The following is a 22,110-nucleotide window of genomic DNA, read 5'->3' as shown; positions in this document are numbered from 1 at the left end:
AGTCTCCTAATATTTGTGATGATAGTCGCCTGGCCGAATATGATTGGTTATTGGCACTCGATTATAATAATCAACAAGAAAATTCCTTGATTAAATAACAAAGGTAAATCATGACACTACCACTACGACTTTTATATATTGCTATTTTTCAGGTAATTTTAACCTCAATAATTACCTATTATTTAGTTTCTAATGAATACCGAGAGCTGTCTGTGAAAACAGTAAAAGAACTTGAGAGCTTCTTAATAAAACAAAAGGAGCAAGAGTTAAAAAATTACACTTCAATCGCCCTTACTTCTGTTGAACACATGTACCCTAGTGACAAAAGTAACGACAATAAAGTCAAAATGGTAGTCGCTGATATTGTTGAAAATATGCTTTATAACGGAGATGACGGATACTTCTTTATTTATGATACTAATGGCAATAGTGTTGTTCATCCTAAGCAGCCTAATCGAGTCGGTCAAAGCTGGTGGGACTTAAGAGATGATAACGGCGAAATGATCATTCAAGTATTGATTAAAAATGCGCAAAAAGGTGGTGACTTTTATCGCTACAACTGGTCAAAACCTTCAGAAGGGCAACCCTCAGAAAAAATGGGTTACTCAACCATGATCGACCGCTGGGATTGGATGATAGGGACAGGGGTTTATTTAGATGATGTATATAAACAACTCAATGAAACTAAAAACGAAATTAGCCGTCACATCAACAGAACCAAAAAAATTATTCTAGTGGTTGCACTATCATCTATCTTCTTTATTTTTCTCTTTGGTATTGCCGTAAATCTTAGTCATAAAAAAAAGGCTGAAGAAAAAATAAATGAATTAGGGCAAAGAGTTATTGATGTACAAGAAGAAGAAAATCGTCATATATCGAGAGAGCTGCATGATGGAATTATTCAAATATTGGTTTCAATAAAATACTCTTTAGAAGCTACCCGACTGACTCTTCTTAAAAATAAGCAAGAAAAACCAGAGCCGCTAACACATGCCGAAAAAAACCTTACTTTTGCGATTCAAGAAGTACGCAGAATTTCTCATCATATGCACCCGCAAGTACTCGACGAATTAGGCTTATCTGTTGCCATCGAGTCTATAGCACAAGACTTTTCTAAACGTACAGGCGTAGATATTGACGTATTCAAACCTACATTAAGAAAATTATTACCTGATTTTATCAACACCACCCTTTTCAGAGTGGTGCAAGAAACCTTAACAAATATTCAAAAACACGCAGAGGCCAAAAGTGTTATTATAAGTTTATCAATACAGGATGACTGGCTAACATTAACAATAAAAGATGACGGTAAAGGCTTTGATATTGAAAATAATAATACTTCCTATGAAGGGATTGGCTTAAGAAATTTAGCTGAAAGAGTTCAATATCATAAAGGTGAATTTGACATTAAATCATCGAAAAAAGGCACACTTATTACCGTTAAAATACCAACAGCTAGTTTTGTAAATCATTTCAACGAAGCAACAATAAGAACGAAAAACGATGATAGATAATAATAATAACTCAAAAATTTCTGTCATGCTTGTTGATGATCACCCTATGGTACAAGGTGGTTTAACAGCATGTTTAGCATTTTATGACGATATCGAAATTGTGGGGGCAACAGATGACGGAGCAGAGGCTTTAAGTAAAGCAAAAGAGCTAAAGCCTGACGTTATAATCATGGACGTAAGTATGCCTAAAATGAATGGTATAGATGCGACCGAAATCATATCAGAGCAACTTCCAGATACGCGCGTACTTATTTTTAGTATGCACGACAGACCAGAATTTGTTCGAAGTGCAATTGATGCTGGCGCAAGTGGTTATGTTCTCAAAGATACCTCATCTGAAGAAGTATATTTTGCGATTAAAGCGGTAGCTAAAGGCAATACCCACTTTAGTAGTTCTATTTCAAAAATGTTAATTGAAAATCCAATGAAAGCTGATAATGAAAGGTTAACTACGCGTGAGAGCAAGTTATTCTTTCACATGTGGCGAGTGGCTTATCAAGCAAAGAAGTTGCCCGTAAGTTAGATATTAGCTTTAGAACCGTTGATGCGCATCGTCGAAATATAAAAACGAAATTAAAAGTAGAAACACTAGCGGAATTAGTGCGATACGCCGTTAACCATGGCTTGATTGAAAAAAATAAATAGCCCTGTAGTTTATTGCTAATAAAAACAGCTAATTATTTGAACTCATTATTATAAAAAAGTTGTTCAGATAACGATATGTTTTCAGAATCTATTTTTGCTTTATAGATCAATATTTCAACCCCAGAATCGATAGCTTCCTGTAGTAAGTCAGCATATTTTTTATCTATATGTGCTGCAACTTTAAAATTATTGATGCCGGTGTGTAATACTGCAAATAGTAATACAGCTCTATGGCCACTTTTTACAATACTCATTAGTTCTCTTAAATGCTTTTGTCCTCGCGTAGTGACTGCATCTGGAAAGTACCCTTGGTCATCATCAAGTAGGGTGACACTTTTTACTTCAATGTAGGTTTTAGCTTTCATAGCGAGGGTTAAGCTACTGCGATCAGCATGAGTTAATAAAATATCGATACGACTATTTTCGTCTCCATACTTCACCTCTCTTTCTAATTTCTCAAAACCTTGTAATTCAGTAATAGTACCATTGAGAATAGCTTCTTCTGCTAACTGGTTTGCCCTAATTGTATTCACACAGATAAAGTGATTTTTTTTGGTTTGTGTTAGCTCCCAACTGTGGGGATATTTACGTTTAGGATTAGGAGAGGTGCTATACCAAACCGTATCTTCAGGTTCAGCACAACCAGTCATCGCACCAGTATTAGCAACATGCATTGTAATAGGAGAGTTATCTGCTAATGTCACATCAGCAAGGAAACGCTTGTAGCGCTGAATTAAGGTAGCAGATTGTAAGGATAATTTCATACGTAAACGTTATCTAATAAATGGAATAAAATTAGTATAAAGCTTACGATAAAAAGTGTGATTAACAAAGGGGAAGTCTTTAGTTTATAAAACTATCTAGCCAATTTTGAGCCGGTTTTATATCACTAAAAAAATTAAATTTAATACAACAACGTTGATATACGCGTTGTAATTGCATTTGTAAAATATCGGCATGTGCACTATTAATAATAACAGCAGCAATTGCAATCATGCCGTTATCAACACGGTATTCTGTTGTTTCAACTAATTTTTGCTCTGCGTCAGGCGTAAAAAGGCTGTTATCTTGAAAAGAAATTAAGGAAGCCCAAGGAACATCACTCATTTGTTCGGTGATAATTTTTATATCTTGGTGATACTGTTCAGAGACAGTGTCATTAAAAGCGCCTTGTATATCAATAAATAAAATATTACTTTGCCGCTCAATGGTATAAACCCCGATTTCCTGTGTTTGCATTATAGTTTCTACTTTACGTAAATATTATTGTGTACTATAAATAACAACTTTACCTGCATTTGCCAAGTAAGCATATTTTATGGCGAGTATAAGTTAAGGGCAATTTAGCTTGTACTTACTTAGGATTTGTTCTGTTACATATCAAAGTACATTCTGTTATAGATCAGCCTTGTAAATATACAGAGTGTTATTACAATAGTTATTAGTATAATTATTGTGTATTTGTTTTTTAGATTAAGAGTATCTATTTAAATCACTTTAATTATTATGGTTTTTGCTAAATAATAGCTTCATTAAATGCCAACATGTAAATTTAAATAAATTAGTATCAAATAAGGAATACAAATGTCTGCTCAAAATGCAAATTTCGAAAATAAAGAAGGTCAAAAAGTTCCTTCAACAACATTTCCAATGTTCGTTAATGGCAATTGGAGTAAACGCGATACCCAAGAAATTTTTTCTGGAAAAACAGTCGTTGTTTTTTCTTTACCTGGCGCTTTTACACCAACATGTTCGTCAACGCATTTACCGCGTTACAATGAGCTAGCAAGTAAATTTTCTCAAAACGGCGTAGATGAAATCATTTGTGTATCAGTGAATGATACCTTCGTGATGAACGCTTGGGCAGCAGATCAAGATGCTGAAAATGTTAGCTTTATCCCTGATGGAAATGGCGATTTTACTGATGGCATGGGTCTACTCGTAGCTAAAAATGCAATTGGTTTTGGTAACCGTAGCTGGCGCTATTCTATGCTAGTTAAAGATGGTGTTATCGAGAAAATGTTTATTGAACCTGATTTACCAGGCGACCCGTTTGAAGTTTCTGATGCAGACACTATGCTTGCTTATATTAACCCAAAAGCAGTTCAAACAACGAAAGTTAGCTTGTTTACAAAACCAGGTTGCCCACATTGTGCTCGAGCTAAAACTTTACTAGCTAAGCAAGGTTTATCTTTTGATGAGTTAACTCTAGGTGATGAAATCAGTATTTCAGCTATGCGAGCAATCACTAATGCTGACACTGTGCCACAAGTCTTCATTGACGGAAAACATATTGGCGGTGCAGATGATTTAGAGAAGTATTTTGCTTAAGCCCTAATCATCTCTAGCGCTCAGTTTTATAGTCTGAGAAATAAGCGTTAAATAACTTCTAGCTTGTTATTTCTGTTTATTCAATCAACTAAAGGCATAACATCTTTGAACTTGTTTAAAGGTGCGGTGCCTTTTTTTGATCCTCCTTTGCTTTCATGAATCTACAGTAAGTCAGCAAGTATTAAATCTAACTTAAATTTTTTACGTAAAACGCCTTGAGCCAGAGAGAAAGTTGAGCAGCTATATAACCTGAGATCTGGATAAGGTGCGGCATTTTAAGCACTCATAATGGACTGTTCCCTATCCGATAACTTAATACACGGCTTTTGTCTTTTTAAACAATAAGCAACTATTCCTGAAATTACATTAAGCATAAAACCTGTTTCACTACGATGGCGGCTGTGCTCTATTTGAGATATGTTTTTAAGTTGATCATTCACTGTCTCTATTATGTATCTCTTTGATAGTATTGCCCGATCAAAGGCTGATATTACTTTAGCTTTCATATTTTTTCGCACGGTCGTCACTAAGTCAATATCTGATTCCTTTAATGTCTGGCTCAAGTTTTTTCCAATGTATCCCTTATCTGCATATAGCTTACCAGTAAGATTTTTACATAAGTCAGGTATTGGAGTTCGGTCATTTGTATTGCCCGGCGTAATATTCAAAGCAAGGATTTCACCTTTATGATTAATCAATAGATGAAGCTTAAAGCCGAAAAACCAGCCCATTGTTCCTTTTCCTCGCTTAGCCGTATCTGCAAATACACGGTTACGTGGAATACGGATATTGTGACATACCTTTAGGCTTGTAGAATCTACAAATGCAATTCCTGTTGGCTCACCTTTCACCGTTTGAAAGTAAGCACACATTGGTACAATAAGATCTGACATTGTATTGATGAAACGAGTGTAGCTGAGCAGCTCTGGGAAATCATCAGTCCAGTATCGTTGGACTAAACCAATATAGAAGTTTTTGAAATCTCTATGATTTGACTGATGAAATGCAATCATAATGCTCATTCGCTCGCTGGTAGACATTTTCGAACTACGTCTACGCTTGCGAGTACCGTCTGATAGCAATTGTGCTTCCCATTTAGGTGAAAATTGATGACAAAAATCATCGACATCACAAAATATTTCCACTAAATTATCCATCTGCCCACCTTATTTGCTTTCAAATCGTTTCTTGGTCGAAAGATCTGATCGCTAGGTGGGTATTTAGTTCAATTTTTTATCTTCTTATCCAGAATTGAGGTTATATATTAAAAATTGACATCAATTATCTAATGAAGAAACACAAAAATAAAAGATATAGCCAAAAAGACTATGAAAATACTGGAATAATTCACCAAAATAGCCAATCATATCGCTTCTTTTTATTTCAGTAGCAAAATATCATGACCACACCTAATCACTATATTCTTACTTGGCAATGTCCGGACAATACAGGCGTTTTAGCAAAAGTTTCACAGAGTTTATTTGAGCATGGCGCTTTTATTACTGAAACTTCGCAATATAGTGACCCTTATACAGAAACATTTTTTTCTCGTATCGCTTTTGATGATCGAAATCTAACGGTATCTGCTAATGAGTTTATAGAAGCTGTAGATGAGCTAGCTAAACCACTGAATATGGATTATAAACTTCGTAATAAAACCGATGTACCTAACGTCGTTATTGCTGTTTCAAAAGATGATCATTGTTTAGTGTCATTACTAACTAAATGGAAATCGGGTGTTCTACCCATTAATATTGTTGCCGTGATTTCTAATCACCAAGATTGTCAACCACTTGCTAAGTGGCATGGTGTTCCGTTTCATCATCTACCTATTACAAAAGATACTAAAGCCGAGCAAGAAGCAGAAATACTTTCTTTAATGAAAGAATGTGACGCTGATTTATTGGTACTTGCGCGTTATATGCAAATTTTATCAGACGACTTATGCCGACAATTAGCAGGTCGTGCTATTAATATTCATCATTCTTTTTTACCAAGCTTTAAAGGGGCTCGCCCATATCATCAAGCACATAAACGTGGTGTTAAAGTTATTGGTGCCACAGCGCACTACGTAACAGCTAATTTAGATGAAGGTCCTATTATTGCACAAGAAGTTAAACCGATTAATCATACTTTTACTATCGAACAGATGGTGCATATGGGACATGATTTAGAAGCAACAGCCTTAAGTCATGCGGTAAGAATTCATGCTGAGCAACGGGTGTGTTTGAATGGTGATAAAACCGTAATACTCGCCTAGCTATGAAATTTAGATATTCGAGTCTAGGTATTCAAATCGAACAAAATTTAGTGTTGTAATAATTTCTATACAATCAAGCGTAGTGAATTGCTGACGTTTAGTAAGTACTTAAATAGGGCTAAAATTAGCGAACTTAGCTAAGGTGTGATTAAAATTAGATCATACTTTAGCTGAGTTTAAGAAGTCCTACTGATGATAAATATTGAAAAAATTCACCACGTCGCTTATCGCTGCAAAGATGCCAAAGAAACAACCGATTGGTATAAAGATAAGTTAAACATGGATTTAGTGCTAGCAATTGCTGAAGATGAAGTCCCATCAACTAAAGCGCCAGACCCCTACATGCATATTTTTTTAGATGCAGGTAATGAAAACGTTTTAGCTTTTTTTGAAATTCCTAACTCGCCAGATATGGGCCGAGATGAAAACACACCTACTTGGGTACAGCATTTAGCCTTACGTATTGAAAGTGTTGAAGCACTTATTTCCGCCAAAAAAACATTAGAAAGTAAGGGGATAGGTGTTTTAGGGCCAGTCAATCATGGGGTGTTTAAATCAATTTATTTCTTTGATCCTAATGGACACCGTTTAGAGCTCGCCGCTAATACGGGTACACCTGAACAATATAAAGAGTTGAACCGCGTGGGTTACGACATGGTTGAAGAATGGTCTAAAACCAAAAGAGCACCGCGACATGCCGCTTGGTTACATCAATAAAATCATATAGAAAGGCGCGTTATTTAAAAACCATTCACATCGTTGCTCAAAACTAGAAACTATCCATTACTTTTTAACGGTTAATGGCGTAAAATAGCGCAATTAATCGTTAAAAAAGTGTCATATTCATGTCTCGTACAAAAAAATCTAGAAAACCAGGCGGCGCGCCAACGGCAAAAGCCAAATTAAGTAAAGTTGAATTATCGAACATTGAAAAAAGAGTGCGTAAAAAAACAGGTAACAAACCCGGTAATCGTCAACAAGAAGCACAGCTTGATAACAATTCAGTGCAAAATGGCAATCTAAATAAAGATCCTCGCATTGGTAGTAAAAAAGCTATTGATTTGGGTGGCTCTGCTAAGCCTGCTCAAAACAAGCCAGTTGAACCTAAGGCAAAAATCATTAAACCGAAACAAGATCCAATTGCTGCATTGCGTTCTGTTGCTGATGACAATACTGATGTTGAACTTAGCTTAGCGCAAGAATTGGCAAATATTGAAGAAGATGAGCAGCTGCAAGTTATTTTGACCAAACAAGAAGATGGTATCGATTTAACGCACGAAGAAGTTGATTACTTCAATAGCATGATGGAACGTCATGAAGAAATAAGCGCGGAATTAGATGATGAAGAAGACGAAATCATCAACACAAGTATTAGCTCTGAAGAAGATTTATGGGATAAGTTAGACAATTCATCTTTACCCGATTCAACTAAGTAAAAATACTAGCTAAGGTTAATGAATATGAATCAATACTGGCTTATTGCACTTGTTTTCGCCGTAATTATTGTTGTGAGTTTAGCCTTTTATGCTGGCAAGTTGCTGAAACAACTGCGAGTGCAAAAGCGTGCTCAGCAGCAAGATGAGTTACGTCGCCAACAAGCTTTAGCTAAGCATGATGGTAAAATACTTGCTAGTGTCAAAATCATTGTACGAGCGATGCAAGAAGAGCAGTGTGATTTTAGTGAGGGATGCTGGCGTTTGTCGGTATTACTTGATTCATTAAAATTGAGTAGTGAACTATCACAACAATTTCCTGCGATATTTCAGCAATACGAAGAAATAAAGCATCTTTCAATTCTTGGTGATAGAAAAAATCTCGATAAAAAACAACGTATGAAAGAAGATTACCAACGTATGACAAGTGAAGCAAAATTGCACGACGCTATTGTTGCTGATCTTGGCTTACTTAAGCAGTATGTTACGGAAAGAATAAGTGCCTTAAAGGCATCAAATTCAGTTACGTAACAACAGACATTGATGTGGGTTATTTAAGATAAGAAGCAAATTTAAATAACTTTACACATTTCAATAATTGCTTGTGTTGAATCAATAAACCCTAAATTAATCTAAGTATAATGCGTATTATTAATCGCTTTAGCTTAGATAAACTACGGGTAACATCATGCAAGCAAGTCAATTTTTCGATTCTCAATTACTCAGTAAATATAACACTAGCGGTCCAAGATATACTTCATATCCTACTGCATTAGAGTTTAATGACGAGTTTAAGCATGACGATTTTATTAAAGCGGTGAAAGACTCACCCAACCGTGAATTATCGTTATATGTGCACATTCCATTTTGCCATACCCTTTGTTATTACTGTGGTTGTAATAAAGTAATCACTCGCCATCGTGATAAAGCTGATATATATCTTGATTATTTAGCGCAAGAAATTGCACTACAAGCCCCATTATTTACTGAGTATAAAGTTAAGCAGCTACATTGGGGCGGTGGTACACCAAGCTTTTTAACACATAAACAAATTACAACCTTAGTAGCGTTATTAAAAGAAAAATTCGAATTTTCGGATGAGCTCGAAATGAGTATTGAGATTGATCCACGAGAAATTGAAATGGATTTAGCCGATCACTTATTTTCATTAGGGTTCAACCGGTTAAGCTTAGGTGTACAAGATTTAGATTTAAAAGTACAAAAAGCAATCAACCGAGTGCAATCAACCGAGTTTATTGGTGAATTTATTGGTCATGCAAAAGCGATAGGTTTTCAGTCTATTAATATCGATTTGATTTATGGTTTACCGCATCAAACCTTAGAAAACTTCAAAAATACTTTAGACAAAGCGCACGAGTGGAATGTTGATCGTATTTCACTATTTAGCTACGCTCATCTACCAAGCCGCTTTGCTGCACAGCGTAAGTTGCGTGATGAATGGTTGCCTGATGTAAAACTAAAATTTGCCTTAATGAAGTTATCAATAGAAACACTTTGTGGTTATGGTTACGATTTTATCGGTATGGACCATTTCGCTAAATCGAACGATGAGCTTTCTGTTGCTCAACGTGATGGTACTTTGCATCGTAATTTTCAAGGTTATACTACTAAAGGCGGTTGTGATTTACTGGGGCTTGGCGTGTCATCGATTAGCAATATTGGACGTTCGTTTGGTCAAAACACTAAAGACTTAAAAAGCTATTATAAATCGATTGAAAACCAACAACATGCACTTGAACGTGGCGTTAGTTTAACTGACGATGATATTTTACGTGGTGAAGTTATTCGTGAGTTAATGTGTAACCTTTATGTCAATAAGGTGATGATTAATGAAAGATATAATATCAACTTTGATGACTATTTTGCTGAAGATTTACCGTTATTAACATCATTTATTACAGACGGTTTAGTTGAAAATAATGCGAAAGAAATTAAAGTTGATCAAAAAGCTCGATTACTTATCCGTAATATTTGTATGAGCTTTGATGCCTATATGAAAAAGCATGTTAATCAACAGCGTTTTTCTCGCGTTATTTAACTCAGCCAAGTATCATGTTGTAAGGTTAATACTTGTATAAAACTGAAAGAAAAAGCCTGATAAAAAATCAGGCTTTGCAATTAGAGTGCATATATAATCAAATGCTTGGTAACTAACGTTATCTATCATTCGCTTTATTTAGTTAATCTAAGTTAGTTAAGGAAAGCAGCTTTAAAGTCTTCCTATTACGCCTTCTCGTCGCTTGTCTGCTGCACCTTCAAGTGTGCCGTCAGGTTTGCGCATAATCACACTTAACCCTGAGTTTTCACCTCGTGATGCATCAACATCAAAGCCCATGTCTTTCATTGCTGAAATTAATGACTCTGGAGCAGCATCTTTTTCTAAACGAACGGTTTTGCCTCGAGCAACCATATTAGGTAAGTCAACAGCAGCTTGTGGATCTAAACCCCATTCAAACACACCGACTAAGGTTTTAACGGTATAGGCAATAATGTTGTTGCCACCCGGAGAACCTGTCGCCATTAAGAACTCACCTTTTTTATCTAACACAATTGATGGCGACATTGACGAACGAGGGCGCTTGTTTGGCGCAACCGCATTTACAATGGCATTACCGTCTTTATCATGATGTTGAAAAGAGAAGTCAGTAAGTTGATTGTTTAAAAACATACCGCCAACCATACGCGTGGTACCAAAAATGCTTTCAACCGTTGCTGTCATAGACACAACATCACCTTTTGTATCTACAATGACAAAGTGAGTTGTACCATGCACATCTTGTGTCGCGTCAATACCCGCAGTTGTTTGACTCGGTGAATCGTTGTATGCCCAAGGATTACCTACCGCATAAGTATGTGGTGTGGCTTTATCAGAAATAAGTTGAGCGCGCTTCGCTAAATATTCTTTGTTTAACATGCCGATAATGGGCATATCCACAAAATTAGGATCGGCAATAAATTGATCTCTGTCTGCATAGGCCAGTTGTTGTGCTTGAGCCATAACTGCCCAATTTTTTGGATCATCAGGGCCAGCTGCACTTGGGCGTGGACCATTTTCTAAAATACCCATAATCATACCAACCGCTAACCATGATGATGGAGGCGGCGCACCACATATTTGAGCATCTCGATAATCTTGACACAGCGCAGTGCGTTTAACCGGCTTATAGGCGGCAATATCTTCAGCAGTTAATGAACCCGCTCTAGGCTCTCGTTGCACCATAGCCGCGATTTTTTTAGCAATATCGCCATGGTAAAACGCAGCAGGATCTTTAGAAATAATATTTAGAGTTTTTGCGTACTCGGGATTTTTTAATAGATAGCCAGCTGGGTGAGGAACACCTGCATCGTCATAAAAATATTTAAAGGCATCGGTAGGGCCTTCTTCAGGCGTACTTGGAATAAATTTGCCAAAGCGCTCTAACATACCATATAAACGTGGAGAAATTTCAAAGCCTTCAGTGGCCAGTTTACTTGCATAGCTAAACAAACTGTCCCATTCTAATGTACCATGATCTTGATGAGCCATAGATAGCATAGCTACAACTCCTGGTGCACCGGTAGATAAACCACTGGTTTTCGCTTGAATAAATGGCATAGAATCACCATTTTCTAACATAAACATATCTGGTGTAGCGCCACTTGGTGCCGACTCACGGCCGTCATACACAGCTAATGTTTTTGTTTCATTGTCGTAATGCACCATAAATGCACCACCGGCTAAACCAGAACTTTGAGGTTCAACAAGACTCAATACTGACTCAATAGCGATAGCTGCATCTACTGCCGAACCACCGCTTCTTAACACTTCTAGTCCAGCTGCTGTAGCATGAGGATTAGCTGTTACCACCATAGCTTGTGGTTTAGGTTGTTCTATTTTTTGCTCCGCTTTTTGTTCTGTTGGTATTTCAGCCGAACCGCATCCTAAAAGAGTGGTTGATAATACCGCTAACGCGAGCATGTGAAACTTCATAACTTGTTCCTTATAGTTGTAACTTAACCATTAAGATCGGGTGTTTAAGATCTGATGGGCGAATAGTACATAAAAAAGAAGCAAGCCACGTTAAAAAGTTAAAACGCACAGAAAGCCCTAAAATAATATATACCATTACTTTCTTATCATATATATGTTTCTATTTACAGTGAACTTATGTTAATAACACATAATTTATCGTTTAATATCAATTGCCTTATGTTAATAATCCTTAGGAATGGAATTTTCAGCCTTAAAGGGGGGACTTAGATAATGGTGGTTGTCCTTAAAGTAGGAAACTATCCAACTAGCGCATGACTTAAAATAGAATAAAATATTATTTTACGTCATATTATTTAAGTCATTAACGGTATCCTAAGCTGACGTCAGCTTAACTTAAGTCGCAATTTTAAATTTTTCCCAAACTAAATTGATACCCAGCACTGTTAAAGGTTAATTCAGTGTCTTTGCCTGTGTTAACTTCTTTGGCCAAGTCTACCCATTGGTAATAAACATTTCTGTGTACCTTGGCCAACAATTCACGTCGAACAGTAACATAGAGTTCACCATTATCATTGATTGTTATTGGATGGTTATTATCTAGCGTAAATTCATTACCGACATTATTAGTGACTACCATGGTTGGCTGACTTTCACCTTGCCAACGCCATTGTGTTAAAACAAAAGGGGCATCTTCAACAGTAATTTTTATTTTTTCAACGGGCGTAACAAGATAATACTCGTCCTGTTCTTTTTTTAGCACCGAGGCTAATAATTTTACCAAGGCAGGACGTTTGAAAATTGTACCTGCATAAAACCAATCACCATTGGCTTTTATTTGTAGATCGATTTCACCACAATAATCAGGGTTCCATAATTCAACAGGTGGAATTTTATCTCTCTGCGCTTTTATTTGTGCGGTAATTTTATCTAATGACATAAGGTTTTCCTGCGGTTAGCCTGATATTAATCTTAGCAGTAATTTATGTAAATTGATAAAGATGAAAACCTGATTTATATCTTGTGTAAAACTACAGTAACCCTATTGAATGCTTATTAGAATTGAGGCACTATTTACCCAATTTTACAGAATTAGCTGTTGTGCAGGTTATTTACTGATATAAGGTAAGTAGCGACAATGATCGATTGATCAAGGAACATTAATGAAAACGAACACTAAACCGAATATTAAACCGGCCAACCCTAACTTTTCTTCAGGCCCATGTGCAAAACGTCCCGGTTATGATCTTGCTGCACTTAATACTGATAGTTTAGGTCGTTCACATCGTAGTGCTATCGGTAAAGCACGTTTACAAAAAGCGATTACTGAAACCTCACGCTTATTAAACTTACCTGAAGGCTATAAAGTGGGTATTGTCCCAGGCTCAGATACCGGGGCAATGGAAATGGCCATGTGGTCATTGCTAGGACAGCGTCCAGTTGATGTTTTTGCATGGGAGTCATTTGGCTCGGGTTGGGGCACAGATATCGCTAAACAACTAAAATTAGACGATGCTCGTATCTTTACTGGTGAATATGGCGATTTACCTGACTTTTCTCAAGCTAATCCTGACCACGATATTATTTTTACTTGGAATGGAACAACGTCAGGCGTGAAAGTTGAAAATGCCGATTGGATCAGTGATCAACGCACGGGATTAACCATTTGCGATGCCACTAGTGCTGTATTTGCTATGGATCTTGATTGGAACAAAATAGATGTGGCAACCTTTAGCTGGCAAAAAGTGCTCGGTGGTGAGGGTGCTCATGGTATGTTAATTTTAAGCCCTCGAGCGGTAGCAAGATTAGAGTCGTATACACCAGCTTGGCCAATCCCTAAGATCTTTGCTTTAACCAAAAATAATAAATTAATTGATGGCATTTTTAAAGGCGCCACCATTAATACACCGTCCATGTTATGCGTTGAAGATTACCTTGATGCATTGAATTGGGTTGATGAAATTGGCGGCTTGTCTGCGGCAGTTGCAAAAAGTGAAGCTAACCTAGAAGTACTATCGGAGTTCGTTGCGCAGAATGACTGGATCAATTTCTTAGCCAAAAGACCTGAAATTTGTTCAAATACCAGCGTATGCTTTGAATTAAAAGCGGATGCTGAGCAAGTGAAAACAATTATTAACTTACTCGATCATGAAGGTGTTGCTTTTGATATAGGAGCTTACCGTGATGCTCCAGCAGGTTTACGTATTTGGGCTGGCGCAACCGTTGAAAAATCTGATTTAGTTGCCTTACTACCTTGGTTAACGTGGGCCTATCAACAAGCGACAGCGTAATATGATGCTAGTATTTATCGTAATAAAAGCGTGAATAGGCGCTTATTTTTAACAAGTAAGATTAATCGAAGAAAAATAATAGCAAATCTCTTCGATTAATTACTATTTTACTTGCACAAAGCGCGATAACTCATTAAAATCCGCGCATTGTTTCAAACCTAGAAACAATACTAGTAAAAATCAGTGGTGGCTATAGCTCAGTTGGTAGAGCCCCGGATTGTGATTCCGGTTGTCGAGGGTTCAAGTCCCTTTAGCCACCCCATCTTTTGCTTCTTCCTGAAGTAATAGATAAAAAGTTATAAATGTCGGTGATTAGCGCAGCTTGGTAGCGCACTTGGTTTGGGTCCAAGGGGTCGCAAGTTCGAATCTTGCATCACCGACCACTTTTTAACTTTACGCCAAACTCTATATACACTAATTCTACAGCATTATTGACATTGACTTCTCATTAGCCAAATTTTGGTTTGGGTGCTAGCAAGTTCAGTCGCAAGTTTGAATCTTGCATCACCGACCACTTTTTAACTTTATGCCAAACTCTATATACACTAATTCTACAGCGTTATTGACATTAACTTCTCATTAGCCAAATTTTGGTTTGGGTACTACCAAGTTCAGTCGCAAGTTCGAATCTTGCATCACCGACCACTTTTTAACTTTATGCCAAACTATATATACACTAATTCTACAGCGTTATTGACATTAACTCCTCATTAGCCAAATTTTGGTTTGGGTACTACCAAGTTCAGTCGTAAGTTCGAATCTTGCATCACCGACCACTTTTTAACTTTATGCCAAACTCTATATACACTAATTCTACAGCGTTATTGACATTAACTTCTCATTAGCAAAATTTTGGTTTGGGTGCTATCAAGTTCAGTCGCAAGTTCGAATCTTGCATCACCGACCACTTTTAATTTCTCTCTCTCTTTCTCAATCTTCAGAATAAACATAAACAAATCTATTTACACCAAAAATTATCGCTTGGTATTTTCTGTGTTCAAGAATAATCAACTTTATTAATTATATCATTAGCTTATGCAAGATTTACAACTTAATAAGTAATGCCTTGAGTCGTATTCTATCTGCTTAAACAACTTGGTAAAATTGAATGTAAGCTATGTTTGTGAGATTTTTTGCTGAATATTGTTACCCGTTATTCACAAAATCATACTTAGCACTTGAAATTATACTTAATCAGCTCAATTTCAAACCCATCACTATTAACAGAGTAAATATATGTCTGAGTTATTAAAAAATCTGCAGTGGCGTTATGCCACAAAAAAAATGAATCCGAGCAAAGCTGTCAGCGAAGAAAAAGTTGATTTTATTTTAGAGTCTATTCGTTTGAGTGCTAGCTCTAGTGGTTTACAGCCTTATGACGTTATTGTGGTAACTAACCCTGAAGTACGCGCACAAATTTTGCCTCATGCATGGAGTCAACAACAAGTAACAGACTGCTCTCACTTATTAGTATTTGCCGCATGGGACAATTACACCGCGGAACGTATTAATACTATGTTTGATCTAGTGAATGAAAAGCGTGGATTCAAAAATCAAGGCTGGGAAGATTACCGCCAAATGTTACTAAATACTTATCCGGCACGTGATGCACAAACAAACTTTGAACATGCAGCACGTCAGGCTTATATCGGTTTAGGCTCAGCGTTAATTGCAGCGGCTGAAATGAAAGTAGACAGCACGCCAATGGAAGGTTTTTTACCTGAAAAAGTGGATGAAATACTCGGTCTTAAAGAGCGTAACTTAAAATCAGTATTATTACTTCCTTTGGGCTATCGTGAAGAAGAGGGCGATTGGCTAGTTAACTTAGAAAAAGTTCGACGTTCAACAGATAGTTTTATCACCTACGTTAAGTAATGTATGTTAACTAGCCTGCAAAAACCAATGTAGGCTAGTTAAAACTTAACAACATTGATCTAATACTAATGTTGGTGAGATGAAGGTAATGAATTTCCTTTACTGTCATAAAATCCAGAAGCACTATGTTCAATAAAACCTAGATTGATCATTTTTCTAAAAAATGGGTCGGATTCATTATCACCAATATCAGCAAAATCTGTTGATTGATAAGATGATAGTATATCCAATTGTTGTTGAATCACTTTTTGGTTATGCGTAGCTTCAGTTAATTGCCAGTTTATCGTTTTATCTGCGGATACACTTGTCATACGTTTCATTATCTTCTCTTCAGGAAACCACCATATATCAACAGTTTTTGTTTTTTCTTTTTGTTGATAATGTTCTAATTTTTCACAACCTTCACCTGTTTTTTCGATAAGCGTTGCTTGCTCTGTAAATTTTGGATGCAATAGCTGCGCATGATGATCCCAGGTTTGATTAGTGTTTGTCTTTGTTGCTTCGTATTCAATCGCACGCTTGTCATCAATAAAGTAGGATGTTTTTTTCATATTATTCTTGGGTAACTTTGTCCATTGTGTTGCGACTGTCTTGTTACTAATGTGGAAAGCAGAATTTTGAGTTCGTAATAGTATTAGGTCATTTCTATTATGTGATGTCTGATCTTTGGTTATTTCTTCAATGCTATATGTCGCCATGATTTTTCTAGGTTGGCAGTCGTCATTAGCTGACACAAAAGCCGGAAGGGCCATTACGGCAATAAGTATTAGTGTTCTCATCTGATTCATCTTATTAGTTTGTTAATGTAAGGATAGGTCGAAGTGATAGTGAGCATAATCTTGGACAGCGAAGTGCTAGCTTATTAATACCAATCTCACTAGCTATGTGATCATTTTTACTTGCTAAAATCACCAACTACATCGTTATTTATTTAATAATTAGCACAACGAGTTATTGAAATAAATTCTTTGTATTTGTCAATTTTTTCTACGTATAAAATTGTTCACCTAATTAATGAAACTGGTATAACTAATAAAGAATAGAGCATTAGCCCCACTCTTTATTGATATCTAACTTACTTTGCTTAACTCAGCTAACGCTACTTTGATGTGTTTGAAAGATTGGCGGCATAGTCCATCACATGAAATATGAAGTTTTGCTCATTAGTACCAGTAATTAAATTAGCGCCAGGTCCTATTGCAAAAATTCCAACATCTTCACCAGCATGGGTTTCACTACCTAGTGGTACGAGTGATTCTTGGTGGAAGCCAGCAGTGGTTGTATCAACGCTTGTTAAGTCAACTCGACTCGTTACTGGCGCTGCAAGGTAGCTCGCATCAGCATCTGTTTCCGCACCTAGGTTTCTATAACCAAGGCCATTAGTGTAACCGACGGTTGTGTAAGGCATATCGTCAGACGCTAGGCTTGCTTCTGTTTCACCAATACCGACAACTTTACCTAAAATAGGATTGCCACGTTTTGGGTAACCTGCAATGGTAAAGACATGACTGTGGTCTGCTGTAACAATAATTAAGGTGTCCTCTTGGCTAGTTGCATCTACTGCCGCTTGTACTGCTTTAGCAAACTCAATGGTATCATTCAATGCGTTGTAAGCATTACCTGCGTGATGAGCGTGGTCAATACGGCCTGATTCAACGGTAAGGAAGAAACCTTCTTTATTGTTATCAAGAATACCAATTGCCTTTGCTGTCATCTCTGACAAGCTTGGTTCACCTGCAATATCGTTGTTGCGGTCAGCTTCATATTGCATATGTGATTCGTTAAATAAACCAAATACGCGTGTTGTTGTGTCAGGGTTAATTGCATCGAATGATGCTTGATCAACTATATAAGCGCCATTAGTGTAGTGAGATCGCCATTCAGCGGTTAAGTCACGGCCATCAGTACGGTCACCCTCAATAGCGCTAACAGCATCAATGCTATTGAAGCTAGCATCTTTAGGTAAAAAATGACGACGACCGCCACCCATAACTACTTCAATACCATCAACATCTACACCTGCATATCGTGCTTCTAAGTTGGCTTCAAAGTTAACTAATTGTAATGCAATATCTTCGCAGCCGGCGCGCTCTGCATTGTTATCTATATCCATATCGGATATATCTTCCCAGTTACGCTCTGCTGATTTTGCATAGGTAGCCGCTGGCGTTGCATGAGTAATACGTGCAGTAGAGATAATACCTGTCGATTTCCCGGCAATTTCGGCTAACTCTAAGGCAGTGATCATTTCAGTATTTTTAGTGCTAGTGCAATTACCACGCACAACATCTTCATTCACACCTAGCACACCGGCATCCGTTTTTATGCCAGACATCATAGCTGTCATTGTGCCAGCCGAATCAGGGGTTTGTGCATCAACATTGTAGGTTTTTGCTAGCCCTGAAAAGGGGAATTTATCAAAGCTTAGCTGATTTTCTTCGCCTGTCATGCCTTTGTTCTGACCATCTAAGATACGGGCAGCGGTGATAGTTGAAATCCCCATGCCATCACCAACAAATAAGATCACATTTTTAGCTGAGCCTTTAAGCGCTGTTATTTCAGCAGCTGTAGAGGCGCTTGCAATAGATACCTTAGCGTTGCTGGCTAATTGCGTATCTATTTTGTTCCAAATATTTGTCGCTTCATCAATTTCGGCAGCACCTTGCGTAAACCAAGGATTATTTAAACTAGTCAGTAGCTCGTTGCTGTTTACTTCAGTCGTATTCGGCGCACAGATATATTCAGTTGCTGTTATTTCTGTGTTATCTAAAATGTTATTACCGTTAACATCTAAACCAGAGTCAATTTGTACACCACTGCTTTTACAATTCTCATTACCGATTGGTAACTTTGTTTGTGCAATTAAAGCACTATAGCCATTTGTTCCGTTGGCTCCATCAGAGCCATTATCGCCATCAGCACAAGCGGATAAGATAAGTACTAAAGACGTTGCTATTGTTGATAATGTATATTTGTTCATCATAAAATCCTTAAGGGCCTATTGGCCAAGTAAACCAAGCGCACGATTGATTAAATGAAAAACAACGCTTTGTTCAATTGAACCCTGAACAAGGTGTGCACCTGGACCTGATGTATGAATAGCAACATCTTCCCCAGCATGTGTTTCACTGCCTAATGGCACGATAACTTCTTGGTGATAGCCTGGCGTTGTCGTATCAATTGCTGTGATATCTTGTCTACCGGCAACAGGGCCTGATGCATAAGATGCGTCTCCATCTGTTTCTGCACCTAAATCTCTGAAACCTAAGCCATTGCTATAGCCTAATGTGGTGTATGGTAGACCATCGGAAGCCTCGGTAGGGCTTGTTTCACCAACACCAATAACTTTGCCTAAAATAGGGTTGCCACGCTTTGGATAGCCAGCAATCGTAAATACATGGCTGTGATCTGCAGTAACAATGATTAATGTTTCTTCATCATTGGTGGCGTCAATTGCGGCTTGAACAGCATTTGAAAATTCAATAGCATCAGTTAACGCCGTGCTTGCACTACCGGCATGATGACCATGATCAATTCGTCCTGATTCAACCATTAAGAAATAGCCTTTATCGTTATTATCAAGAATATTGATCGCTTTTTCAGTCATTTGAGAAAGGCTTGGTTCGCCAGCAATATCATTGCTGCGATCTGCTTCGTATTGCATGTGAGATTCATTAAATAAACCGAAAATACGTGCAGTAGTTTCAGGGTCAATACTATCGAAACCTGTTTGATCGATAATATATTTACCATTTGGGTACATGGTGCGCCATTCTGCTGTTAAATCACGACCATCAGTGCGATCGCCTTCTATATCGCTAGTAGCATCAACACTATTATAAGTTGCCTCTTTTGGTAAGAAATGACGACGACCACCACCCAAAACAACATCAATACCGTCAACATCAATACCTGTATATCGAGCTTCTAAGTTGCTTTCAAAGTTAACGAGTTGTGAGGCAATGTCTTCACAATTTGCACGTTCAGCATTATTTTCAATGTCCATATCTGAGATGTCTTCCCAGTTACGATCTGCTGACTTTGCGTAGGTTGCTGCTGGCGTTGCATGGGTTATACGAGCTGTTGAAATAACGCCTGTAGATAAACCCTTTATTTCAGCTAACTCTAATGCAGTAACAACTTCGTTGCCTTTTACTGATGCACAGTTGCCACGAAGAATGTCTTCATTGACTCCTAAAACACCGGCATCGGTTTTTAAGCCGCTCATCATTGCCGTCATAGTGCCTGCAGAGTCTGGTGTTTGCGCATCTACATTATAAGTTTTAACTAATGCCGAATAAGGAAAGGTTTCAAAACTTAAATAACCTTCTTCACCTGAATTTCCAGCTAATTGCCCTTTTAAAATACGCGCTGCGGTTAGCGTTGAAATGCCCATACCATCACCAACAAATAGAATTACATTTTTTGCTTTTGTTGATCTTGCTTGCTGTAACTTCTCGGTAAGTTTAGTTTGAGCCTCTTTATACCAAGTATTATTCAGCTGTGTATCAATTGTTGCTGCGTATGTTGTCGAAGACAATATACCCGCAATAATTACTGATAAGCTTTGTTTGATCATTTTCATAGTGACCTTATGTAAGTTATTTAAAAATAACACAGCATAGGTAGTAATGATGAATATAAGATGATGTTTATATGACAGTTATTTTACAGTGATATTTCATTTTTATGTCAGAATGGAGGTCAAATCGATGGCTTTGTTATTGATTAAAGGGAATGGCTGCTTCATAGCTATCAATAGGATAGCTATGAACAAAGAAATACTCGATTAGATAGTTAAGGAAAAATTACAGCTATTAGCGTTAAAGCTACTCAATTGCTATAACTTTTTAGTTAGTAGGTTGTTTAATGCGATATCAATGGTTGGGTAGGTAAAGTGGAACCCACTGTTTTTTAATTTAGTCGGTTTTACATCTTGGCCAAAGAGTAATAGGTCTGCCATTTCACCAAAAATTAACTTTAACATAAACGCTGGCGTTGTAAGTATGCAAGGTCTATTTAATGCTGTTGCTAAAGTACGAGAGAATACATCATTAGTTACTGGCTGCTCAGCTGTTATATTGATAAAGCCTTTTAGGCTAGGTGTGTTTTGAATATGTAAGATAGCCGCTACCATATCGTCAATATGTATCCATGACATCATTTGTTGCCCATGACTTATTTTTCCGCCTAAGCACAATTTAAAAGGTAATAGCATTTTAGCAATAGCCCCTTCGTTTTCATCTAAGACAATTCCTGTTCTTAGAATTGCAATACGGGTGTTTTCTGATTTGGCTGCTAGCGCTAAATTTTCCCACTTTGAGCAAACCTCATAAGTAAATTCTCGATGGTAATCTGTAAATTCCTCATCAATAGAAAGGCTACCTTGTCTGCCATATATGCCAATAGCACTACCTGAAATGAAAAGGCTTGGTGGATTGTTTGCTGCTTTTATCAGTGAGGTTAATTTTTCTGTAATATCCCAACGGCTTTGGCATATCTGTTTTTTTTGAGCAGTAGACCATCGTTTATTTGCAATAGGCTCGCCGGCTAAATTAATAACGGTATCTATGTTCTCAATAGTAGAAAGTTTTAGCTCATCAACAACATTAATATCAGTGCCTAATGTTTTTACGGCTTTAGTGCTGCTTCTAGTGAGAACCGTGATATTGGCGTGGTTTTGGCGCAAAGTTTTAATTAAGGCCTTACCAATAAGCCCTGTTCCACCGGTGATAAGAACATTCATAAGATTACCTTATTAGATTATTTT

The 22,110-nt window shown here is 37.3% G+C and carries 20 protein-coding genes and 2 tRNA genes; 13 read left to right on the top strand and 9 right to left on the bottom strand.

Annotation, left to right across the window (positions count from 1 at the left end; translation table 11 throughout):
• Positions 1-110 precede the first annotated feature (110 nt).
• From GQS55_RS18290 to GQS55_RS20125, 3 genes are read left to right on the top strand one after another with little or no spacing between them, the layout of a single operon-like run.
• Positions 111-1,514 carry a cache domain-containing protein gene (locus GQS55_RS18290; RefSeq protein WP_159821911.1) on the top strand — a complete coding sequence of 468 codons (1,404 nt, stop codon included), beginning with the start codon at positions 111-113 and terminating at the stop codon, positions 1,512-1,514.
• On the top strand, positions 1,504-2,037 hold the full coding sequence (locus GQS55_RS18285; protein ID WP_236559696.1) for a response regulator: 534 nt from the start codon (positions 1,504-1,506) through the stop codon (positions 2,035-2,037). The genes GQS55_RS18290 and GQS55_RS18285 overlap by 11 nt, the downstream gene beginning before the upstream one ends.
• Positions 1,995-2,159, top strand: a complete 165-nt coding sequence (locus GQS55_RS20125; RefSeq protein ID WP_236559695.1) for a response regulator transcription factor — start codon at positions 1,995-1,997, stop codon at positions 2,157-2,159. The genes GQS55_RS18285 and GQS55_RS20125 overlap by 43 nt, the downstream gene beginning before the upstream one ends.
• A 32-nt stretch (positions 2,160-2,191) precedes the next feature.
• On the opposite strand, the gene sfsA is transcribed toward GQS55_RS20125, so the two are convergent.
• Together sfsA and GQS55_RS18275 are read right to left on the bottom strand one after the other, a co-directional pair.
• Positions 2,192-2,923 (bottom strand): DNA/RNA nuclease SfsA, encoded by a 732-nt coding sequence (sfsA, locus tag GQS55_RS18280; protein WP_159821909.1) that lies wholly within the window; start codon positions 2,921-2,923, stop codon positions 2,192-2,194.
• A 79-nt stretch (positions 2,924-3,002) separates the two neighbouring features.
• A complete protein-coding gene (locus tag GQS55_RS18275) occupies positions 3,003-3,398 on the bottom strand; it encodes a hypothetical protein (protein ID WP_159821907.1) in 396 nt (131 codons plus the stop codon).
• Positions 3,399-3,743: 345 nt separating this feature from the next.
• Between GQS55_RS18275 and GQS55_RS18270 the strand changes: the two genes are divergently transcribed.
• Positions 3,744-4,490: a glutathione peroxidase gene (locus GQS55_RS18270; RefSeq protein WP_159821905.1), complete on the top strand. Its 747-nt coding sequence runs from the start codon at positions 3,744-3,746 to the stop codon at positions 4,488-4,490.
• 275 nt (positions 4,491-4,765) lie between these two features.
• On the opposite strand, the gene GQS55_RS18265 is transcribed toward GQS55_RS18270, so the two are convergent.
• Positions 4,766-5,647 carry an IS982 family transposase gene (locus GQS55_RS18265; RefSeq protein WP_159818800.1) on the bottom strand — a complete coding sequence of 294 codons (882 nt, stop codon included), beginning with the start codon at positions 5,645-5,647 and terminating at the stop codon, positions 4,766-4,768.
• Positions 5,648-5,889: 242 nt separating this feature from the next.
• Between GQS55_RS18265 and purU the strand changes: the two genes are divergently transcribed.
• From purU to hemN, 5 genes are all read left to right on the top strand, one after another.
• Positions 5,890-6,750, top strand: coding sequence for a formyltetrahydrofolate deformylase (gene purU, locus GQS55_RS18260; RefSeq protein WP_159821903.1), 861 nt, complete (start codon positions 5,890-5,892; stop codon positions 6,748-6,750).
• Between the two features lie 192 nt (positions 6,751-6,942).
• A complete protein-coding gene (locus GQS55_RS18255) occupies positions 6,943-7,467 on the top strand; it encodes a VOC family protein (RefSeq protein WP_159821901.1) in 525 nt (174 codons plus the stop codon).
• A gap of 128 nt (positions 7,468-7,595) precedes the next feature.
• Positions 7,596-8,186, top strand: a complete 591-nt coding sequence (yihI, locus tag GQS55_RS18250; RefSeq protein ID WP_159821899.1) for a Der GTPase-activating protein YihI — start codon at positions 7,596-7,598, stop codon at positions 8,184-8,186.
• Between the two features lie 24 nt (positions 8,187-8,210).
• Positions 8,211-8,714, top strand: a complete 504-nt coding sequence (locus GQS55_RS18245; RefSeq protein WP_159821897.1) for a DUF2489 domain-containing protein — start codon at positions 8,211-8,213, stop codon at positions 8,712-8,714.
• A gap of 157 nt (positions 8,715-8,871) precedes the next feature.
• Positions 8,872-10,242, top strand: coding sequence for an oxygen-independent coproporphyrinogen III oxidase (hemN, locus tag GQS55_RS18240; RefSeq protein WP_159821895.1), 1,371 nt, complete (start codon positions 8,872-8,874; stop codon positions 10,240-10,242).
• Positions 10,243-10,413: 171 nt separating this feature from the next.
• On the opposite strand, the gene GQS55_RS18235 is transcribed toward hemN, so the two are convergent.
• The gene (locus tag GQS55_RS18235) at positions 10,414-12,174 is read right to left on the bottom strand and encodes a gamma-glutamyltransferase family protein (RefSeq protein WP_159821893.1); all 1,761 of its coding nucleotides are present in this window, start codon (positions 12,172-12,174) and stop codon (positions 10,414-10,416) included.
• Positions 12,175-12,583: 409 nt separating this feature from the next.
• Complete coding sequence (locus GQS55_RS18230) at positions 12,584-13,114, bottom strand: DUF1285 domain-containing protein (RefSeq protein ID WP_159821891.1); 531 nt, start codon at positions 13,112-13,114, stop codon at positions 12,584-12,586.
• 223 nt (positions 13,115-13,337) lie between these two features.
• Here GQS55_RS18230 and GQS55_RS18225 point away from each other — a divergent pair, with 223 nt between their 5' ends.
• The 4 genes from GQS55_RS18225 to GQS55_RS18210 all read left to right on the top strand — a co-directional run bounded on the left by GQS55_RS18225 (position 13,338) and on the right by GQS55_RS18210 (position 16,340).
• On the top strand, positions 13,338-14,465 hold the full coding sequence (locus GQS55_RS18225; RefSeq protein ID WP_159821889.1) for a phosphoserine transaminase: 1,128 nt from the start codon (positions 13,338-13,340) through the stop codon (positions 14,463-14,465).
• Between the two features lie 186 nt (positions 14,466-14,651).
• Positions 14,652-14,727, top strand: a tRNA-His gene (locus GQS55_RS18220).
• A gap of 44 nt (positions 14,728-14,771) precedes the next feature.
• Positions 14,772-14,848, top strand: a tRNA-Pro gene (locus GQS55_RS18215).
• An 853-nt stretch (positions 14,849-15,701) separates the two neighbouring features.
• Positions 15,702-16,340, top strand: coding sequence for an NAD(P)H-dependent oxidoreductase (locus GQS55_RS18210; RefSeq protein ID WP_159821887.1), 639 nt, complete (start codon positions 15,702-15,704; stop codon positions 16,338-16,340).
• Between the two features lie 65 nt (positions 16,341-16,405).
• Here the strand turns inward: GQS55_RS18210 and GQS55_RS18205 are convergent, their stop codons facing one another.
• The 4 genes from GQS55_RS18205 to GQS55_RS18190 form a co-directional block, all read right to left on the bottom strand.
• Complete coding sequence (locus GQS55_RS18205) at positions 16,406-17,119, bottom strand: hypothetical protein (RefSeq protein ID WP_159821885.1); 714 nt, start codon at positions 17,117-17,119, stop codon at positions 16,406-16,408.
• A gap of 320 nt (positions 17,120-17,439) precedes the next feature.
• Complete coding sequence (locus GQS55_RS18200; protein ID WP_159821883.1) at positions 17,440-19,320, bottom strand: alkaline phosphatase; 1,881 nt, start codon at positions 19,318-19,320, stop codon at positions 17,440-17,442.
• A gap of 18 nt (positions 19,321-19,338) precedes the next feature.
• Positions 19,339-20,919 carry an alkaline phosphatase gene (locus tag GQS55_RS18195; protein ID WP_442872162.1) on the bottom strand — a complete coding sequence of 527 codons (1,581 nt, stop codon included), beginning with the start codon at positions 20,917-20,919 and terminating at the stop codon, positions 19,339-19,341.
• A gap of 261 nt (positions 20,920-21,180) precedes the next feature.
• Positions 21,181-22,086: a TIGR01777 family oxidoreductase gene (locus GQS55_RS18190; protein WP_159821879.1), complete on the bottom strand. Its 906-nt coding sequence runs from the start codon at positions 22,084-22,086 to the stop codon at positions 21,181-21,183.
• Positions 22,087-22,110 lie beyond the last annotated feature (24 nt).

This window comes from Colwellia sp. 20A7 (genome assembly GCF_009832865.1).
GTDB lineage: Bacteria > Pseudomonadota > Gammaproteobacteria > Enterobacterales > Alteromonadaceae > Colwellia.
Note: the sequence above shows the minus strand (reverse complement) of the source record. Positions and strands in the feature narration are given on the sequence as shown.

Excerpts from the sequence above, each read along its gene's own strand:
- GQS55_RS18290 (WP_159821911.1), top strand. The coding sequence starts at position 111 with ATGACACTACCACTACGACTTTTATATATTGCTATTTTTCAGGTAATT.
- GQS55_RS18285 (WP_236559696.1), top strand. The coding sequence starts at position 1,504 with ATGATAGATAATAATAATAACTCAAAAATTTCTGTCATGCTTGTTGAT.
- sfsA (WP_159821909.1), bottom strand. The coding sequence starts at position 2,923 with ATGAAATTATCCTTACAATCTGCTACCTTAATTCAGCGCTACAAGCGT.
- GQS55_RS18275 (WP_159821907.1), bottom strand. The coding sequence starts at position 3,398 with ATGCAAACACAGGAAATCGGGGTTTATACCATTGAGCGGCAAAGTAAT.
- GQS55_RS18270 (WP_159821905.1), top strand. The coding sequence starts at position 3,744 with ATGTCTGCTCAAAATGCAAATTTCGAAAATAAAGAAGGTCAAAAAGTT.
- GQS55_RS18265 (WP_159818800.1), bottom strand. The coding sequence starts at position 5,647 with ATGGATAATTTAGTGGAAATATTTTGTGATGTCGATGATTTTTGTCAT.
- purU (WP_159821903.1), top strand. The coding sequence starts at position 5,890 with ATGACCACACCTAATCACTATATTCTTACTTGGCAATGTCCGGACAAT.
- GQS55_RS18255 (WP_159821901.1), top strand. The coding sequence starts at position 6,943 with ATGATAAATATTGAAAAAATTCACCACGTCGCTTATCGCTGCAAAGAT.
- yihI (WP_159821899.1), top strand. The coding sequence starts at position 7,596 with ATGTCTCGTACAAAAAAATCTAGAAAACCAGGCGGCGCGCCAACGGCA.
- GQS55_RS18245 (WP_159821897.1), top strand. The coding sequence starts at position 8,211 with ATGAATCAATACTGGCTTATTGCACTTGTTTTCGCCGTAATTATTGTT.
- hemN (WP_159821895.1), top strand. The coding sequence starts at position 8,872 with ATGCAAGCAAGTCAATTTTTCGATTCTCAATTACTCAGTAAATATAAC.
- GQS55_RS18235 (WP_159821893.1), bottom strand. The coding sequence starts at position 12,174 with ATGAAGTTTCACATGCTCGCGTTAGCGGTATTATCAACCACTCTTTTA.
- GQS55_RS18230 (WP_159821891.1), bottom strand. The coding sequence starts at position 13,114 with ATGTCATTAGATAAAATTACCGCACAAATAAAAGCGCAGAGAGATAAA.
- GQS55_RS18225 (WP_159821889.1), top strand. The coding sequence starts at position 13,338 with ATGAAAACGAACACTAAACCGAATATTAAACCGGCCAACCCTAACTTT.
- GQS55_RS18210 (WP_159821887.1), top strand. The coding sequence starts at position 15,702 with ATGTCTGAGTTATTAAAAAATCTGCAGTGGCGTTATGCCACAAAAAAA.
- GQS55_RS18205 (WP_159821885.1), bottom strand. The coding sequence starts at position 17,119 with ATGAGAACACTAATACTTATTGCCGTAATGGCCCTTCCGGCTTTTGTG.
- GQS55_RS18200 (WP_159821883.1), bottom strand. The coding sequence starts at position 19,320 with ATGAACAAATATACATTATCAACAATAGCAACGTCTTTAGTACTTATC.
- GQS55_RS18195 (WP_442872162.1), bottom strand. The coding sequence starts at position 20,919 with ATGATCAAACAAAGCTTATCAGTAATTATTGCGGGTATATTGTCTTCG.
- GQS55_RS18190 (WP_159821879.1), bottom strand. The coding sequence starts at position 22,086 with ATGAATGTTCTTATCACCGGTGGAACAGGGCTTATTGGTAAGGCCTTA.